The 17,611-nt window shown below is 62.1% G+C and carries 15 protein-coding genes; 14 read left to right on the top strand and 1 reads right to left on the bottom strand.

The genetic code is table 11. The features are described from left to right. Positions 1-368: 368 nt before the first annotated feature. The 9 genes from FZ025_RS06860 (at position 369) to FZ025_RS06820 (ending at position 12,840) form a co-directional block, all read left to right on the top strand. Complete coding sequence (locus FZ025_RS06860) at positions 369-3,161, top strand: TonB-dependent receptor plug domain-containing protein (RefSeq protein WP_053057280.1); 2,793 nt, start codon at positions 369-371, stop codon at positions 3,159-3,161. 83 nt (positions 3,162-3,244) lie between these two features. Beyond that, positions 3,245-4,858 (top strand): serine hydrolase domain-containing protein, encoded by a 1,614-nt coding sequence (locus FZ025_RS06855; protein ID WP_046979968.1) that lies wholly within the window; start codon positions 3,245-3,247, stop codon positions 4,856-4,858. A gap of 120 nt (positions 4,859-4,978) precedes the next feature. Next, positions 4,979-5,782 (top strand): N-acetylmuramoyl-L-alanine amidase, encoded by an 804-nt coding sequence (locus FZ025_RS06850; protein WP_046979967.1) that lies wholly within the window; start codon positions 4,979-4,981, stop codon positions 5,780-5,782. 133 nt (positions 5,783-5,915) lie between these two features. Further along, positions 5,916-6,833 carry a hypothetical protein gene (locus tag FZ025_RS06845; protein WP_046979966.1) on the top strand — a complete coding sequence of 306 codons (918 nt, stop codon included), beginning with the start codon at positions 5,916-5,918 and terminating at the stop codon, positions 6,831-6,833. A 404-nt stretch (positions 6,834-7,237) separates the two neighbouring features. Continuing rightward, complete coding sequence (locus FZ025_RS06840; protein ID WP_046979965.1) at positions 7,238-8,023, top strand: hypothetical protein; 786 nt, start codon at positions 7,238-7,240, stop codon at positions 8,021-8,023. Between the two features lie 137 nt (positions 8,024-8,160). Next, complete coding sequence (locus FZ025_RS06835; protein ID WP_046979964.1) at positions 8,161-10,143, top strand: peptidoglycan-binding protein; 1,983 nt, start codon at positions 8,161-8,163, stop codon at positions 10,141-10,143. Between the two features lie 679 nt (positions 10,144-10,822). Further along, a complete protein-coding gene (locus FZ025_RS06830; RefSeq protein WP_046979963.1) occupies positions 10,823-11,128 on the top strand; it encodes a lysozyme inhibitor LprI family protein in 306 nt (101 codons plus the stop codon). Between the two features lie 49 nt (positions 11,129-11,177). After that, positions 11,178-12,554: a peptidoglycan-binding domain-containing protein gene (locus FZ025_RS06825; RefSeq protein ID WP_046979962.1), complete on the top strand. Its 1,377-nt coding sequence runs from the start codon at positions 11,178-11,180 to the stop codon at positions 12,552-12,554. A 34-nt stretch (positions 12,555-12,588) separates the two neighbouring features. Beyond that, the gene (locus FZ025_RS06820) at positions 12,589-12,840 is read left to right on the top strand and encodes a hypothetical protein (protein WP_146093547.1); all 252 of its coding nucleotides are present in this window, start codon (positions 12,589-12,591) and stop codon (positions 12,838-12,840) included. Between the two features lie 127 nt (positions 12,841-12,967). On the opposite strand, the gene FZ025_RS06815 is transcribed toward FZ025_RS06820, so the two are convergent. Continuing rightward, complete coding sequence (locus FZ025_RS06815) at positions 12,968-13,171, bottom strand: hypothetical protein (RefSeq protein WP_146093548.1); 204 nt, start codon at positions 13,169-13,171, stop codon at positions 12,968-12,970. Positions 13,172-13,457: 286 nt separating this feature from the next. On the opposite strand from FZ025_RS06815, the gene FZ025_RS06810 reads away from it, so the two are divergent. The 5 genes from FZ025_RS06810 to FZ025_RS06790 are packed head-to-tail and all read left to right on the top strand — an operon-like array spanning position 13,458 to position 17,606. After that, complete coding sequence (locus FZ025_RS06810; protein WP_158185532.1) at positions 13,458-14,537, top strand: HEAT repeat domain-containing protein; 1,080 nt, start codon at positions 13,458-13,460, stop codon at positions 14,535-14,537. Next, positions 14,537-14,833 (top strand): hypothetical protein, encoded by a 297-nt coding sequence (locus FZ025_RS06805; protein WP_146093550.1) that lies wholly within the window; start codon positions 14,537-14,539, stop codon positions 14,831-14,833. The genes FZ025_RS06810 and FZ025_RS06805 overlap by 1 nt, the downstream gene beginning before the upstream one ends. A 3-nt stretch (positions 14,834-14,836) precedes the next feature. Beyond that, positions 14,837-15,475, top strand: a complete 639-nt coding sequence (locus tag FZ025_RS06800; protein WP_053057279.1) for a hypothetical protein — start codon at positions 14,837-14,839, stop codon at positions 15,473-15,475. Next, positions 15,469-16,404, top strand: a complete 936-nt coding sequence (locus FZ025_RS06795) for an ABC transporter ATP-binding protein (protein ID WP_104558535.1) — start codon at positions 15,469-15,471, stop codon at positions 16,402-16,404. The genes FZ025_RS06800 and FZ025_RS06795 overlap by 7 nt, the downstream gene beginning before the upstream one ends. Next, entirely contained in the window at positions 16,401-17,606 is a 1,206-nt protein-coding gene (locus FZ025_RS06790) for an ABC transporter permease (protein WP_046979960.1), read from the top strand. Before FZ025_RS06795 ends, FZ025_RS06790 begins: the two co-directional genes overlap by 4 nt. Positions 17,607-17,611 lie beyond the last annotated feature (5 nt).

Genomic DNA, 17,611 nt, shown 5'->3' with positions numbered 1-17,611 from the left:
AAGAGCGCCGGACGGCTGCGCGTCGGCTTCCGAATAGTCATTTCCTCGATCCGGCTTGTCAAGAATGCTCGATTGACATGCCATTTCGCGCCGTGCTAAACCAAAAACGCAGGGGCGAGGAACCGGTGGCGACAGGCGCCGGTCCCGTCAGCAGCGAGGCGATGGCCTGGGGGTTGCGGGCGCACGTCGCAGGGGGCGCTGTTGGGCATCCGCACCTGGGGAAAGTCACGATTACAGAGGAGGGCGCCGTGCTGCGGCCGTGTGCCATGTTGTCCGCGTAGGTGCCCAGGGAAGGCGGCCGGCTGTTGGCCTGCGTCGACTTGGGGTGCCGTCGTCAGCGTCCGTCGTCGATTGCAGGAGAGAGCCGCATGCCCACCCGAGTCCAGCACTCCCGTTGTCCCCTCCGACCGTCTCGCCTCGCGCTCGCGCTGCTGGCCGGGTTCGCGGTGCCGCCGCTCGCCGCGGCGCAGGACGCGGCCACCGCCACGCGCGACCTGGACAAGGTCACCGTCACCGGTTCGCGCATCGCCCGCTCGCAGGTGGAAGGGCCGGCGCCGGTGACCGTCATCACCGCGCAGGACATCCAGAAGCAGGGCTTCAGTACGGTGTGGGAATCGCTCGGCACGCTGACCCAGTTCAGCGGCAGCGCCTTCAACGAAAGCGATCAGACCGGCAGTTCGCCCAACGGCCAATACCTCAACCTGCGCGGCCTCGGTCCGGGCTATCAGCTGATCCTGCTCAACGGCAAGCGCATGGCCGATTACCCGCAGTCCTACGGCGCCAACGGCACCGCGGTGAGCCTGGGCAGCATTCCCGCCGCGGCGGTGGAGCGCATCGAGGTGATGAGCGGCGGCGCCTCGGCGATCTATGGTTCCGATGCGGTGGCCGGTGTGGTCAACATCATCACCAAGCGCGATTTCAGCGGCGACACGCTGCGTCTGCGTGGCGGCACCAGCACGCGCGGCGGTGGCGACAGCGGCCAGCTGCAATGGAGCGGCGGGCGCACCGGCGACCGTTGGAGCCTGACCTACGCGTTCGAACGGCTGGACCGCGAAGCGATCGTCGCCAGCCAGCGCGACTTCATGGATTCGTACTACGACCATCCGGCCAACAAGGCCGATCCGTCCAGCCCCAATGCCTCGATTTCCGGGGTCTACCTGCGCCGCGGCAACACCTATCTGTGGCCCAGCGGCGGCACCCTGTCCACGTCGGCCAGCGCGCTGGACGCGGCCTGCGCGGCAACCAACCCGGCGTTCGTGCCGTACAAGACCGCCGACAGCCTGGCCGCGGCCAATCGCTGCGGCGCGTTCGGCTACTACGAAGGCCGCTCGGTGCAGAACGGCTACGGCAAGACGTCCGCGTATCTGTCAGGCAGTTTCGATTTCAGCGACGACGTCACCGCCTATGCGCAGGTGCTGGCCAACCGCTCCAAGGACGAAAGCTCCAGCCAGACCCACTACTACATCGGCGAGGGCGCGTTCACCGTCTACGATCCGGACCTGGGCCTGGTCACCGCGCAGCGCATCTTCCTGCCGTCGGAAGTGGGCGGGATCAAGAACATCGAGTACGACGAGAAGTCCTGGAACCTCAACGTCGGCGTGCGCGGCAAGCTGTTCGACGGCCGCTTCGACTGGGACGCGAGCGTGTCGATGTCGCGCTACGACATCACCACGCGGCGCCCGCGCTTCCTCACCAACGCGGTGCGCGACTACTACATGGGTCCGCTGCTGGGCTATCGGCCCGACGGCACCGAGATCCGCGAGTTCTACGCCGACAAACTGTTCGCACCGGGCAGCGCGGCGCTGTACGACCAGCTCACCACCGAGGTGGTGAGCCGCGGCGAATCCAGCACCGACCAGGCCCAGTTCGTGTTCAGCGGCGACCTGTTTGCACTGCCGGCCGGCATGGTGCAGATCGCCACCGTGCTGGAGGCGGCGCGTCAGAAGTACGACCTCGCTCCGGATCCGCGCACCACCGTGGACTACACCGGCAGCGAGCGCATCTACAACCTGACCCAGACTCCGGGCGGCGGCCCGCGCGACCGCTACGCTGCCGGCCTGGAACTGCGCGTGCCGATCTTCAGCCGGCTCAGTGCGACGCTGGCCGGGCGCTACGACAAGTACGACGACATCACCGCGGTCGACGATGCCACCACCTGGCAGGCCGGGCTGGAATGGCGGCCGTTCGACAGCCTGCTGCTGCGCGGCAGCCACGCCACCAGTTTCCGCGCGCCGGACCTGCTGTGGATCTATGCCGGCACCAGCGCCAACAATCCCACCGTCACCGACGAATATCTGTGCCGTCGCGACGGCCTGGATCCGCTGTCGGCCGCGTGTTCGAGTGCGCACGAGTACCAGACCTTCTCCACCCAGTCGTCCAATCCGTCGCTGGAGGAGGAAAAGGGCAAGTCGACCACGCTGGGCTTCGTGTGGGACGTGCTGCCGACGCTGTCGCTGAGCGCGGACTACTACCGCATCGAACTGGAGGGCCGGGTCGAGTCGATTTCCAGCGAGAGCCTGCTGGAGAACAACGCCAACTGCCTGCTCGGCAGCGATCGCGCCGGCAATGCAGTAGATACCGCGTCGGCGGCCTGCCAGTTCTACATCCAGTCGGTGACCCGCAGCCCCGGCACTGACCTCACCGCCGAAGGCCAGATCACCGCGTTCGAAACCTTCCCGATCAACCAGTCGCTGATGCGCACCGATGGCGTGGACGCCAACCTGCGCTACAACGTCGACGTTGGCGACTGGGGCGCGCTCGGCCTGCAGGCCGGCTATACCCGCGTGCTGAAGATGGAAGTGGCGCAGTTCGCCGGGGCCAAGCCGGTGGATGTGATGAACGACGTCGATTACCTGGCATTCCGCACCCGCACCAATTGGCGTGTGAACTGGAACATCGGCGACTGGTCGACCAGCCTGTACGGCTACCGCTACGGCTCGCGTCCCAATTACGCCGAGAGCGCACGCGTGGCGCCGTACGTGATCTGGAACGCGGACATCGCCAAGCGGATCACCGACAAGGCCACGCTCGGCCTCAGCGTGTTGAACGTGTTCGACAAGATCCACCCGCGCGACGACACCTACACCACCTGGCCGTACTTCCCGCGCGTGTACAGTGCGATCGGGCGTCAGCTGTACGCCAACTTCACCTACACCTTTTGAGGACGCGCGTGCGAGGCGACGCTGCCACGCCGAAGACGACACGGCCGCGGATGCCATCGCGCCGCGTTGCAAGCGCACGGCGCATGCGCAGCTGCCTGCTCGCGATTTGTCTGACGTTGCCGGCGTTCGCGGCGGCGGCGCCCGGCGCTGCTGACGCGCCGCCGCCGCGCGCCGAACTCGACCGCCTGTTCGAGCAGGCGATGACGCACTACCGGCTGCCGGGGCTGGCCGTCGGCGTGATCGAGAACGGCGAGGTGGTCTATGCGCGCAGCGCCGGCGAGCTGCGCGCCGGCAGCGGCGAGCACATCGATGGCAAGACGCTGTTCAAGATCGCCTCCAACAGCAAGCCGATGACCACCGCCTTGCTGGCGCGCTTGGTCGATGCCGGCAAGCTGCGCTGGGACGACCCGGTGACCAGGTACCTGCCGCAGTTCCGCATGTACGACCCGTGGGTCACCCGCAACATCCAGGTGCGCGACCTGCTGATCCACAACAGCGGCCTGGGCCTGGGCGCCGGCGATCTGATGCTGTGGCCGGAACCCAATGCGTTCAACCGCGCCGACATCATCGCCGGGCTGGCCTACCTCAAGCCGACCCACAGCTTCCGTGCGCACTACGCCTACGACAACCTGCTGTACGTGGTCGCCGGCGAGGTGGCGGCGCGCGCCGGCGGCAAGCCCTACGAGCAACTGTTGCGCGAGCAGGTATTCGCGCCGCTGGGCATGCAGCGTTGCCAGGTCGGCGCCTGGGACCGCGATGCGGTCGGCAACGTCGCCCAGCCGCATATGCGTCAGGGCGAGGCCAACGTGGTGGTGCGCGCGGACCCGGCGCGGATTGCGGATTCTGCGTCGATGGCGGCCGGCGGCGTGCGTTGCAGTCTCGACGACATGCTGGCCTGGATGCGCGCCTGGCTATCGCCCGGCAATGATGCCGTGCCCTGGCTGTCGCCGGCGCAGCGCCAGGCGCTATGGACGCTGCACACGCCGATGCCGATCTCCGCGCAGATGCGCGACTGGGACGGCACGCGCCTGTACGGCTATGGCTACGGTTGGCGCCTCTCCGATGTGGACGGGCAGTGGCAGGTCGCGCATACCGGCACCTTGATGGGCATGTATTCGGCGCTGGTGTTGCTGCCGGATCGACGCAGCGGCTTCGTCATTCTCAGCAACGGCGAGGGGAGCGAAATGCGCACCACCTTGGGCGAGGCGCTGCTCAAGCAGTTCACCCGTCCCGGCGAGGGTGCGCTGGATGTCGTGCACTACGCGACGCTGCTCGAACGCGCGCGTGCGCAGCCGGCCGACACGGCATCTGCCGCGGTCGATACGTCTGCGCGCGTGCCGGCGGCCATCGCCGCGTCGCGCGACCGGCAAGGCGTGTGGCGCGATCCGTGGTTCGGCGAGGTCGCGCTATGCCCGCAACAGGGAGTGTTGCGCTTCCAGGCGCGCAAGTCGCCGCTGCTGCGCGGTCAGGTCATGCAGGTCGGCGCGCGTTGGCTGGTGGACTGGGACGATGCCAGCGTCGATGCCGAGCCGTGGCTGGACTTCGCTGCAGGCGCCGACGGCGCGCAACGGATGAAACTGGCGCATGTCGATCCGAACGCGGATTTCAGCTACGACTATGCCGATCTGCAATTCGTGCGGGTGGGGCCTTGTCCCGTTCTTGTGGGAGGGACTTCAGTCCCGACGCTTCAGCGGTGAAGCCCGTCGGGACTGAAGTCCCTCCCACAGTTCCTCCAACAACAATCCAGTTCACCCAACTTCTGATACTCCTGTTGCATGCGATTGCTGTTCACTTGCCAGATGCCCTGGAATCTCCCCATGACCCAACCCTTCCCCACACCCGCATCGCCCCGCACTCGCTGGCTGGCACCGCTGGCGCTCGTCGCCCTGCTCGGTGCCTGCGCGCACGCGCCGCAGCGCAATCCGCTGGCCGAGTGGGTGCCGTCGCCGAACCAGGATCTGCGCCGGCCGATCCTGATCGTGATCCACTACACCGACCAGGACTCGGTGCAGCGCAGCCTGGATACGCTGCGTTCGCACAACAGCAAGGGCAAGGTCAGCGCGCATTACCTGATCGGCCGCGACGGCAAGCGCTACCAATTGGTCAGCGACGAGCGCCGCGCCTGGCACGGCGGCGCCGGGCGCTGGGGCAGGATCACCGACATCAATTCCGCCTCGATCGGCATCGAGCTGGACAACGACGGCAAGACCCCGTTCGCACAGGCGCAGATCGACAGCCTGCTGCTGTTGCTGGAGGACCTGTGCACGCGGCTGCGCATCCCGCGCACGCAGGTGGTGGGGCACGAGGACTTCGCGCCCACGCGCAAGGTCGATCCGGGTCCGCTGTTTCCGTGGAAGCGCCTGGCCGAGGCCGGTTTCGGCCGCTGGCCCGCCGCGGACACGCCGCCGGCACCGCCCGGTTTCGACCCGTGGCAGGCGCTGGCGCTGATCGGCTATCCGATCGACGACCGCGCGGCCACGCTGCGCGCCTTCCATCACCATTACCGCGGCAACGATGCCACCGCGTTCGATGCCGAAGACCTGCGCATTCTCCATGCCTTGACCCAGCCGGCGCAGGCGCGGCCGCAGCCGACTCCGGCGCTGGAACAGGACGTGCCGTAGCGCTGCTGGGTCGTCCGACACTGCATGCAGGTGGCCACGCCTGTGCCGCCGCATCGACCTGCGGCGGGACATCCATTGGATCCAACGCGTTCTTGGTAGCATGAGCGCGCCAAGAACTCCAAAGGACGCAGTGATGAGGCTCGCAAAGACAGCCCTGTGGGCGGCAACGCTCCTGTTGCTCGGCGGTTGCACGGACAAGGCCGCCGACACCGCGCCGGCAGGCACGCAAGCGCAACCCGCGGCGACCGCTGCCGCCGCGCCTGCACCCACGTCCGCGGCCACGCAACCCGAGCCGGTCGGCGTCGAGGTGCCGGCACCCGGGCAGGTGCTCGCCGATATCTATGGGTTGAAGGGCGACGGATCGGCGTCCTACACGATCGACAACGGCGCGGTGGCCAGCTTCTGGTACGGCTACCGCTTCGACCTCGGCGGCAAGCAGTACTACACCGGCTTCGCCAACGCGGGTCCGGAGAAGTACGGCAAATCCGAGGAAGAGACGACGCCGGATCCCGCCGTCGGCGTCAGCATCAGCCAGGCCACCTACGTGCTCGACAATGCGGACGGCAAGCCGGTCTGGACGCTGTTCCACGCGCAGCAATGGGCCGGCGATTTCGGCGGCAACGAGAAGGCCGACGCGCTGGACCAGAAGCGCAAGCCGCAGAGTACCCAGACCAAGGACGGCCACCTGCTGCTGGCGCTGCCGACCACGCACTTCGCCGATGGCATCACCAGCTCGGGCTTCGCCGTGTTCACGTTCGACCCGAACAAGAACGACCTGGGCGACTACAAGGGCTGGGTCTACCTGGGCACCGTGGCCACCGGCGAAGACAACGGCGCGGCCTGCGACGACGAGGGCACCATGAAGTGCGCGTCCAGCACCGGCACGCTGAGCTTCGAGCCCGGCAGCGGGCCGGTGCCGAGCCTGCGCGTGGCCATGAGCGGCACCGCCATCGCCGGCCCCGGCAAGGTCCGCAGCCTGGGCGCCGCCGACGTGGTCACCTATACCTACGATGCGGCCAAGCACCGGTACACGCCGCCGCTGGACCGCTGAGTACCCCGCGTGCCGGCCTCTTGCGGGCCGGCACACGGCGCGGACCGGACCGGCCGGACCGGCTGGTTTCGGGCGCGGGAACTGGGTAAGATGCGCGCACGGGGCCTGATGATCAGGCGAGTCATTCGCGAGCGGCAATGGATGCTGCACTCGCCCGAAATGCCGGAGTGGATCGCCGGCTTGCGGTTCGCCATGCGCGACCGCCATCACCGCCCCTGCTTTGGGGCCGGATTGCAATCCACCTTACTCTGTCCGAAGCCACGCCTGCGAGGAGATCTGCGTCTCCGCGGGTCGCGCCGTGTCTGCGATGCGCACGATGGCGGCATCCGGATACGGCGGCGTGGCGTGTCGGGATTTTCAGGAGTGTTTTCCGGCTTCTTCAACGAATACAGGATGTTCTGCACATGTCCAATGACAACAAGCTTGCCGTCGCAACCGAGGCGCCGCCGTATCCGGGCAGCGTGCTGTATCTGATCTACGGTCTCGACGGCGATGGCGCCATCTCGTACGAAATCGACAACGGCGCCGTGGCCAGCTTCTGGCACGGCCAGCACTTCGATCTGGGCGGCAAGCACTATTACACCGGCTTCGCCTACGCCACGCCGAACAAGTACGGCAACGACGAGGCGGAAACCTTTCCGGATCCGGGCGAGGGCGTGTCCATCAGCCAGGCCACGTTCCTGTTGACCGCGCCGGGCAGCGAGCGGCCGTGGATGCTGTTGCATGCGCAGCAGTACGTCGGCACCTTCGGCGCTTACGAGCGTGCCGATGCGCTCGACGCCACGCGCAAGCCGCAGCATCAGGTCCTGGACAACGGCCACCTGCTGCTGGCGGTGCCGACCTCCAGCTTCGGCAACGGTGTCACCAGTGCCGGCTTCGCCCTGTTCACCTTCGACCCGAACAGGAACGACCTGGGCGACTACCAGGGCTGGGTGTATCGGGGAACGGTGGCGGCTGGCGAGGACAACGAGGCCAGCAGCGACGAAGAAGGCGTCGTCCCGCACGTTTCCAGCATCGGCACGCTGAGCTTCCAGCCGGTGCCGGGCGAACCGATGCCGGCCGTGCAGGTGACGCTGAGCGGCACCGCGGTCGCCGGTCCCGGCAGGGCACGCATGCTCGATGCATCCGATGCGGTGCTCTATGCGTACGACCAGGCGAGCGGACAGTATCTGCCGAAACACGGCGGATAAGGCAGCAACACCGCACCACCCGCAATTCCCGCAGTCCCGAACAGTTTTGTTGACCGCGCACTAACAAGCTCACGGACGAGCTCGGTTGACCTTGGCGGCGCAGGCCGCTGTATATCAACCTCAAGGAGTAACACGAGATGGCACGCGATTATACGAAGGCCGAGAACCTCGACATCATCGAGCGTGAGGCCAAGGAACGCCACATTCCGGTCGACGATTTCATGCGTTTCGCCTATATCGAAACCGGCGGCAAGTTCGACGAGCAGGCCAGCCGCGGCCCGAACAGCGCCAAGGGCCTGTTCCAGTTCACCCCCGGCACCGCAGCGGCCTACGGCATCAGCGGCCGCGAACTGGATGCGGTGGCCAATACCGACGCCGCGGCGCGGCTGTACCAGGACAACCAGCATTCGCTGACCCGGCAGCACGACAAGGACCACCGTCCGTACCTGTCCGGCAAGCCGCAGCCCGATGGCCTGGACATGTACATGGCGCACCAGCAGGGTGCCGGCGGCTACCGCTCGATCCAGGCCGCGGTCGCCAGCGGCAGCTTCGCGCGCGAAGACACGCGCCCGAACATCCTCAACAACGTGCCGCGCGAAAAGGATGCGGCCGGGGCCAAGCAGTTCGAGGCCTACACCGGATCTTCGCTGGCCGAGTTCAAGAAGATGTCCGACCAGGACATGGCCAAGACCTTCCTGAAATACTGGGACACCAAGTTCGACCACATCGCGATCCCGGAAAAGGGCATCAAGCCGGTCGCCGAAGGCCAGGCCCAGGCGACGCCGGGCCAGCACGCCGAGCAGCGCACGCAGGCGCCCCAGGCGGCCGCGCAGGCCACGCCCGCCGCCGCCAAGCAGCAGGGCGAGCACGACGGCATCCAGCTCACCGCCGCGCACGCGATGGGCGTCAAGTACGACGACGTGCAGTACGCGATCAATATCAAGGGCCACAAGCTCTACCACCCCGGCGTGGACGGCAAGCACCTGGAGCAGGGTTACATCGATTGCTCCGGCTGGGTGTCCGAACTGCAGAACGCCACGATGCGGGAAATCAACCAGAAGGCCGGCCATACCGTGTTCGGCCGCGAGGACATGCTGTCGCAAGGCATGAACGGTTCCGGCGGCATCGTCAAGAAGGCGTTCGACAGTTCCGGTGTGCTGTTGCAGGGCCAGGACGTGTTCAAGCCGGGCGCGCTGAAGGAAGGCATGGTCATCGGTGTGGATGCCGGCAACACCAAGCACGAGCACTGGAAGGGCATCGACCACATCCTGATGGTGGTGCGCGATCCCAAGAGCGGCGAACTGCAGGTCAGCCAGTCCAGCGGCAGCAAGGGCGTGAACACCATGCCGTTGGACGACTATCTGGCCGGCCACAAGAACGCCAAGCTGTTCGCGTCCGATCCGCTGGCCAAGGCGCGCGACCTGCTGCAGGACAAGCAGCAGACGCAGTCGCAGGACCACAGCCAAGGCCATGAGACGCGCACGTCGCTGAAGCCGGGCGAGCAGGGCCCCGACGTGAAGGCGATGCAGCAGGGCCTGATCGAGCTCGGCATCAAGGACAACAGCGGCAAGCTGCTGAGCGGCACCGGCTACTACGGCGACAAGACCAAGGAAGTGGTGGCCAACCTGCAGCGCGAGAAGGGCATCGAGCCGACCGGCGTCGCCGACAAGATCACCCTCGATGCGCTGAGCAAGCTGCAGGCGCAGAGCAAGGGCGGTGCCGAAGCCAAGCTCGCCAACCCGGCCGTGGCTGAGGCGCAGCGCGCCGAAAATCCGCTGTTCAAGCAGGCGCTGGAGCAGCTGCAGAAGCAGGGGCCGAACGGCGGCTTCAACAGCCGCGAGGAAATGCAGCGTGCGGCCGGGCAGGTGGCGTTCGAGGCCAAGGTGGGCGGCATGTCGCGCATCGACGACGTGGTGCACAGCACCGACGGCAAGGGCCTGATCGCGGTGGAGCGCAATCCGAACAACCCGCACGACGTGAACCGCGCCTACGTGGACAAGCAGCATGCCGCGACGGTGCCGCTGGAGCAGAGCCAGCAGCAATTGGCGGCGGAAACCCAGCGGCAGGCGCAGGAGCAGACCCAGGATCAGCGCACCCAGACGCAGTCGCAGACGCGCTGATCCGTGTCGCCGGCATCGGCTGCCGCCGTCAGGCGTGTCGGATGGCAGCCGATGCCGGTTCGATCATCGATCGGGCTGGCGTCCGACGCGTACTCGAAGCTGCATGGCTCCTCCGTCTACCGACGCCCGTGTCGGCGGTTGGGTGTTGTGCGCGAAGTGGCCGATCGTGCCTCCGAAGTGGATTCGCGGACGGGAGCGTGTTTCACAGGACCTGTTTTGGCTGCGATGTTCCGGGCTTGCGCGTCGCCCTGAAGTCGTTCCGACAGTGAGGGCGTTTCGCGGCTGTTTTCAAGATGCCGTCGGCAGCCTGTCTGCGTCGTTTGAACGGACGTGAAGCGGTGACGTCGCGATCCGACGATCCGGTGGACACGGTTTCGATGATCGTTTAGAACTGCCCTCCCTTACATGCATCACCACAAGGCGAATTCCAACAGTGGCCATCGTCAAGGTTCTTCATGTTTCCTGCCTGCTCGCGCTATGCGGCTTGACCGCGGCGTGTAACGGCGGATCTTCCGCTCCGGCGCCGGCTGCGGCCGCCGCTGCAACTGCGCCAGCGGCCACGCCGGCGTCGGCGCCACCCGCGGGCGATGCGCTTGCGGCGAATGCGCAACCGGCAGGTGCGCAATCCACCCAGGCGCCTGCTGCCGCCGCGCCCTTACACACTTCAGGAGAGACTCCCGTGCTACGACCGTCCTACGACGCATGCATCAGCGCCGCCGCAGGCGTGACCCCGACGATGCAGGACTGCATCGAGACCGAATACGCATACCAGGATGGCCGCCTGAACACCGTCTACAAGGCGTTGATGGCCAAGCTGGGCGATGCGGAAAAGAACGCGTTGCGCGAGCAGCAGCGCAAGTGGATCGCCGATCGCGACGAGAAGTGTTTCTACGATCCCGACAGCGGGCAGGCGGGGCGCGTGGACGCCGCCGAATGCCGTCTCGACATGACGGCCAAGCGCGCGGACGAACTGGAAGCGCGCTGATTCCTGCAATGGTTTTTGCAACGCAACTTTTCAGACAAGGAGATGGACGATGAGCGACAAGGATTGGGAACTGGGTCAGACCTCGAAGCATTACGAGACCGGCGGACGCGGCGCGAGCACGGTGTCCTCCGGCATCGACGATCCGGGTGGCGTGTCCTACGGTTCCTATCAGATGACCTCCCAGGTCAAGACCAAGGAAGGCACGGTCATCGTGGGAGGGACCGTCGCCGCCTTCGTGAAGGACAGCAGGTACGCCGACGACTTCGCCGGCCTGAAGCCCGGCTCGGCCGAGTTCAGCGCGAAGTGGAAGGACCTGGCCAACACCGACGACAGCTTCGCGCAGGAACAGCACGACTACATCAAGCGCACGCACTACGACAAGCTGGTCGATCGGCTCAAGGACAAGGGCCTGGACCTGTCCGAGCGTGGTCCGGCGGTGCAGGATGCGCTGTGGAGCACCGCGGTCCAGTACGGCCCCGGCAGCGACAAGAAGCCGGGCGGCTCGGGCGTGTTCCTGAAGGGAATGGAAGCGAAGTTCGGCAAGGACTACGACCTGGCCAAGCTTTCCGACAAGGACATCGTCGGCGCGGTGCAGGACTACAAGGCCGAGCACGTCAAGGGACTGTTCCCGCGGGTGGAGAAGCAGAGGACCCTCGACTCGCTGCAGAACCGCGCCGAAAACGAAAAGGCGGACCTGTTCAAGCTGGCCGACCAGGACAAGACGGTCACCAGGACCGGCGAGCAGCACGACAGCCGCGAGCGTGCGTCGCAACCGGGCAAGTCGCATGGCGGCAACGGCCCGCACGCGGACAACGGCGACGGCGTGCTCAAGCGCAACGCGCAAGGCGTGGCGGTGAAGGACCTGCAGGAGAAGCTGTCCACGCTCGGCTACCTGGACGCGAAGGACGCCATCGGCAGCTACGGTCCGAAGACCGAAGCGGCGGTGGAGAAATTCCAGCAGGACCACCGGCTCAAGGGCGTGGACGGCAAGGCCGGCCCGGAGACGCTCGCCTCCATCGACAAGAGCCTGCAACGGCAGCAGGGCGTCGACCAGTTGCGCCACGACAATCCGATGTTCGATCAGGCGGTCAAGCAACTGGAGAAGCAGGGGCCGAACGGCGGTTTCGGCAGCCGCGAGGAGATGCAGCGCGCGGCTGGCCAGGTCGCGTTCGAAGCCAGGGTCAACGGCATGTCGCGCATCGACGACCTAGTGCACAGCACCGACGGCAAGGGCCTGATCGCGGTGGAGCGCAACCCGAACAACCCGCACGATGTGAACCGCACCTACGTGGACCGGCAGCAGGCTGCGACGGTGCCGCTGGAGCAGAGCCAGCAACAGTTTGCGGCCGAAACCCAGCGGCAGGCGCAGGCGCAGGAACAGACCCAGGACCCGCAGCGCACCCAGGCGCAGTCGCCGACGCGCTGATCGGCAACGCCGGTCGCGGCTGCCGCCGACAGCCATGTCGGACGGCAGCCGCTGCTGCGTCGCGCTGCCGTCGCACTCAGGCGACCGCTTGGGCCCGGTTTCGACGATCGTTCAGGACGATCGTTCAGAACGTCTCTCCCTCCTTCAGTTGGAACCCAGCCCGGGCACCGCCTACGACGTGCCGATCCGCCGAGCCCACCGCTGCGCTTCACAGGCCAAGATCATGTCCGGTATGCGCACCTTCATCGACCTGCAATGTCCGTATTGCTCCTCCGCACTCAAATGACTGTACTGATTTCTCATTCCAACACCCTACTCGGTAAGGTGTTGCACTTGGATGTTGTCTGCCGGGTCCTGAGTGTCTACACAACCCTGGGCGATTCATGATAGGGTCGGGAACGTCGACAGGGATGTTAACGAAAACCCATGCCGTCGACTAGCTGGCCGTACTCAGGCTTGTAAGCCTGATATGGCTTCTCATCGGGATTTAAGGAGATCACGATGCTCGGCCCCATCACTTCCATTTTTCCGTCGCTTCCTTTTGACGTTGCTGTCCACGGTTCATCGATGCTTGAGTCCACGATTGAGCCGGTCACTATCGCTGTAGCAATCGTCATCGCGGTTCTGCCCCACTAACGTGTACAGGGAGTACACGAAATGAATAACATCAACGATCTTCCCTGCCTACCCTACGACGTGGGTCTGATCGGTAGCTGCGCACTTGACGAGAGTACGGGGCCTGTCTGCGCAGGTGTCGGTGTCGCAGCTGGCATCTTGATCAACCGCGGCATCCATCCCGCGAGCAGCTGACGCACGTTGCGACCTATGAGCAGTGGGCAGGGGAAATCCTGCCCACTGTTTAAGCTTGATCGACCGGCCCGAAAGTCTTCTGAAGATGCCGTCTTGCAGCTTTTCTATGCAGCTTTTCTATATTCCTATCCGTCGATAAATTTTTCCATAATGCCAACCAAGTCGGAGGCAGAATTAATCGTGAAGAATTCTGATCAGACCCAAATAATGGCAAACGACTTGGAGACGCAGAAGATCTTCTTCACCCTCAATGGCGCCGGGAATCGCTTTGATGATCGATTCGTCGAGACCGGGCTGCCTGAAAAGATCGACATGATTTCTTCTGCCCTGTCCGAAGAAATAAGTGCGAACGAAGTAGAGCTCAGCCTTAGGAAAATCAGCGCGCTCTTCACGCCTGATCTCATCAAGGAATTTATTCAAGAGGAATCCAGCAGATTCAATCAATCGTCGATTCACACAATTGCGACGCAATTCCTCGAAAGTGAAGCGTTCTACGGCGTGGTTTTTTATTCAAACCCACACGTAAATATTTCTGTTCTAGCCCTCCCGCCCGTTGTAATTTCTTTAAAACAGGCCAAGAATCTAGCCAAGAATAAAAAGAGTGTCACCGTTCAGGGCAACGATACTCTGATGAAATTCATCTCGCCAGGTGACGCAACAATTGAGCTCTGGCACGCTGAGCCTTTTGGTTCGGCCACAGCACTCGGCAATCAAACAGCCGTCCCTTTGCCTTATATAAATCCTGTACGTGGAGAAAGTGTGTTCTTGGAGGGAGGGCGCCATGGCCTGTCTATCAAGCACTGCATTAGCTCTGTGCTCATGGTATTGATCACCCGCAGGCGCCCTCGCACGTCCGTCTCAGCACACTATAGGACAGATGACGGCAGCTTGTTTTCCTGTTCGTCAGCAAGTGTTATGTCTTCACGAGCGCAGCTATTAGTAACCACGGTTCGTGAACTCGGCTTCAGCAAGGGAATTTCTACGCTAATTGAGCTCCTCGATCACCCGGATCATTTCGTCAGATGGCACGTCATGCGAGAAGCGCTAGCCTTAGACATGGCTGTTGCAAAGCCTCACTTAGTGAGACTTGCGTCAAACGACGTACATCCGCAGGTTAGGGAAGTTGCAAAAAAATCTCTTGAAATTCTTTCGAAGGCCCAGCAATGCCACTAGTGATCGATACCGAAGACCAGCCAACCTCTGATCTCGAAGCACTAGTCGAAAAACTCCATCAGGATCGTTTCGATCCGACCGATCATGATTCGTTCGTCGAAGTCGCTCCAGCACTGAAGGCACTCGGAAATAACCGCACATTCCTTGCCGAAATGATATGCAAGGAGCTGGGAGATTATCGATCTATACAACCAAGTAACTCTTACTCTCCGCAGGTCTTCATGCTATACGGCCCCCAACGACGCGGGCAGTCGTTCTTCATTCGTGCTTGCTTGTGGGCAAGCGAGAACGAATAGATCATGAAAGTCAGCGGTACAGATCCTTTTTTCTACTATAAGCCACATGATCACAACTTCAATTTCATGACGGTGGGATATCACGGCCCTGGATATTGGAGTGATTATTACGAATATGAGTACAAAGATAAAATTGGCTACAAGGGCGAAGATGCTGATCTCAAGTTCGTTGAAAGAACTCGCCTTGAGGCCGGAAAGGTAATGCTTTACCGGGCTTTTACAGATATCCATAACCAGCTACCGGCCGACAAATTCTCCATCTCGCTGAATATCATGGAGAATACGATGAGGTCCAGCGTTATGGACCAGTATGCCTTCGACATCGACAAGGGCTCAATCTCCGGGGTCATAAATCGCATTGGCGCAGCGCCACTCTTCCACATACTCGCAGCTCACACCGACAGCGAGTCCCAAGGCATTTTAGAGAAAATCGGCCGAAAACATCCGCTCGAACGAGTTCGCATGTGCGCCTACCATGCGTTTGCATCAGCCAAGACTTCTGCAGAAGAGGCGCTGGAGATATATGCCGGGATTGGCGATACAGATCCAGCGTTTCTGAGGGAATGGTCCCGTATATATACCGCGGACCTTGAGAAGTTAATCTCTCCACCCTCGGTCGGCCTAGGTGGCACGACATGTTGAGGGTGCTCAACATGTCGAAAAAATTCGGGAATTTTCCTGCCGTCAGTGACGTTAGCTTGAGCGTTAAAGGCGGGCAAATTCTCTCACTTATCGGTCCTAACGGAGCGGGAAAGTCTTCCACTTTCAGGATGATTGTCGGTCTTTTACGGCCAGACTCTGGCAGTGTCGTGATTCAAGACTCCAGCGCAATCCGAGAGGTGAGGAGGGAGGATGTCGGCTTTCTCCCGGAAGAGCGTGGCTTGTACCAGGACGTTCGTATTGGCGATGTTCTCGAATACTGGGGCCGTATACGAGGAATGTCTAAAGCCGATTCGAAGTCAGCATCACGCCATTGGTTGGATAAATTTGAATTGAGCGGAAAGAGAAGTGAAAAGGTCAGCACTCTTTCCAAGGGTAACCAGCAAAAATTGCAACTAGCTTGCTGCCTGATCCACCAGCCACGATATCTCATCTTGGACGAGCCGTTTTCCGGCCTTGACCCAGTAAACCAAGAGGCCGTTTCCACATTATTGCACCAGCAGTGTCAACTTGGAGTTGGAATTCTACTTTCGGCGCACCAGCTCTCATTGGTGCAGCGGATCTCAGATCATATTCTGATAATAAAGCAGGGCCAGATAGTAAGCGACTCCCCTCCTGACAATGGCCAGGCACAAATCCATCCTGCTATCAGAGCAGTGCAGATCTTCTTTAATGACGATATAGAGCCAGAAAATTCCGACCACTGGGATGCTTCTGAGGTCGTTTCAGCCAATCCTGGCAACTTGACGCTACGCCTGCAGGTTGCGACGCCAAGCGAATTTTACTCTAGACTTTCAACCATTGCTGCACGCGCTGACGTGCGTGACATTGGCATCATTAAAGAAGATCTACATCAGAGGTATCTTTCGGTGGTCAAAGATTCTCCGCAATCTTCCAAGAGTTCCCAATGAACGACTCAAGAGTATGGTCGGTTGCGAAGTTCGAATTCCTGCGTTTCTTTGATTTTCGCGGCGAAGTAATTAGTCTTTTGATCCTTATGCTCTTGGCTGCGTTGCGCTTCGGCGGCGAGGCGATTTTGAACGCAGGGTCGAAAGCGCCGGTGCGGATCGCCACCTCGATACAAGGTCTTCCGCTCGCTAACGGCGATGGCCGCTTTCATTTCGAACCCATCTCTCCGAGGGACCTTGAACGAAAGAAACTTGAACTGAAGGGCGATCAACTCGATGGCATCCTGCTAGAAGCTACTGATCACGGATCATCTGGTTATACGCTTTTGGTGCACAGATCACCCAATTGGACCGATGAATTTCAAGAACTCATGCAAGCTCATCAGCGTAATCTGCGCATCCAGACTGCCGGGCTTTCCATGCCGGCTTACGAGCGGATCAACGAGCCCGTGAATTTTGATCTAGCTTATATCGACTCCGCCTTTAGACCCAAGACAGCATCAGTTTATGGGTTCGCCATTGGCTTTATTGTACTGACTATGCTGGGCGTCATCGGCTGCCTCTCAATGCTGGTGCAGGGTATCGCAGGTGAGAAATTTGGTCGCATCAGTGAGATGGTACTGACCGCGCTCCCAGCACAAACATGGCTAGACGGGAAGATCATTGCCGCAACGCTGCATGGCCTTAAGACCATCGTCACTTATGCGATCTACACGTCGCTGGCCGCAGTAGTGATGGGCTTTGTTCAACTATCTGTTGTCGTCGATCTTCTGGCGCAATCGAGCATAGTGGGGCTCCTTGTATTGATATGCGTACTGGGATTGTGTTTTTGGAATTGTTTTTTCGCCTTAATTGCCGCCATCCTTCCAAGTGAGCAGTCAGCTATACGAAACACATTGCCAATTCTTCCAATATCATTTCTACTCATTTCATTGACTGGCGCAAAGCATCCGCAAAGCGAGTTCCTTGAATTTCTCTCTATCTTTCCTCCATCATCGATGGCCGCGATGCCTGTTAGACTACTGAATGGCGCTGTTCCTACGCTAGACGTAATCCTGGCGCTGATCTTCAGTGTAATAACTATCGTTCTACTTAGGTTTCTTGCAGGCCGTGTATTTGTGTACGCCACGATAAGCGCGGGTTCCTCCACAACCATTCTCGATTATATTAATTTCGTTTTCCGGGACAAAAAAGCAATCCGGTGAAAATA

This window comes from Xanthomonas hyacinthi, from assembly GCF_009769165.1.
GTDB classification, from domain to species: domain Bacteria; phylum Pseudomonadota; class Gammaproteobacteria; order Xanthomonadales; family Xanthomonadaceae; genus Xanthomonas_A; species Xanthomonas_A hyacinthi.
Note: the sequence above shows the minus strand (reverse complement) of the source record. Positions and strands in the feature narration are given on the sequence as shown.

Excerpts from the sequence above, each read along its gene's own strand:
- FZ025_RS06860 (WP_053057280.1), top strand. The coding sequence starts at position 369 with ATGCCCACCCGAGTCCAGCACTCCCGTTGTCCCCTCCGACCGTCTCGC.
- FZ025_RS06855 (WP_046979968.1), top strand. The coding sequence starts at position 3,245 with ATGCGCAGCTGCCTGCTCGCGATTTGTCTGACGTTGCCGGCGTTCGCG.
- FZ025_RS06850 (WP_046979967.1), top strand. The coding sequence starts at position 4,979 with ATGACCCAACCCTTCCCCACACCCGCATCGCCCCGCACTCGCTGGCTG.
- FZ025_RS06845 (WP_046979966.1), top strand. The coding sequence starts at position 5,916 with ATGAGGCTCGCAAAGACAGCCCTGTGGGCGGCAACGCTCCTGTTGCTC.
- FZ025_RS06840 (WP_046979965.1), top strand. The coding sequence starts at position 7,238 with ATGTCCAATGACAACAAGCTTGCCGTCGCAACCGAGGCGCCGCCGTAT.
- FZ025_RS06835 (WP_046979964.1), top strand. The coding sequence starts at position 8,161 with ATGGCACGCGATTATACGAAGGCCGAGAACCTCGACATCATCGAGCGT.
- FZ025_RS06825 (WP_046979962.1), top strand. The coding sequence starts at position 11,178 with ATGAGCGACAAGGATTGGGAACTGGGTCAGACCTCGAAGCATTACGAG.
- FZ025_RS06820 (WP_146093547.1), top strand. The coding sequence starts at position 12,589 with ATGTCGGACGGCAGCCGCTGCTGCGTCGCGCTGCCGTCGCACTCAGGC.
- FZ025_RS06815 (WP_146093548.1), bottom strand. The coding sequence starts at position 13,171 with ATGACGATTGCTACAGCGATAGTGACCGGCTCAATCGTGGACTCAAGC.
- FZ025_RS06800 (WP_053057279.1), top strand. The coding sequence starts at position 14,837 with ATGAAAGTCAGCGGTACAGATCCTTTTTTCTACTATAAGCCACATGAT.
- FZ025_RS06795 (WP_104558535.1), top strand. The coding sequence starts at position 15,469 with ATGTTGAGGGTGCTCAACATGTCGAAAAAATTCGGGAATTTTCCTGCC.
- FZ025_RS06790 (WP_046979960.1), top strand. The coding sequence starts at position 16,401 with ATGAACGACTCAAGAGTATGGTCGGTTGCGAAGTTCGAATTCCTGCGT.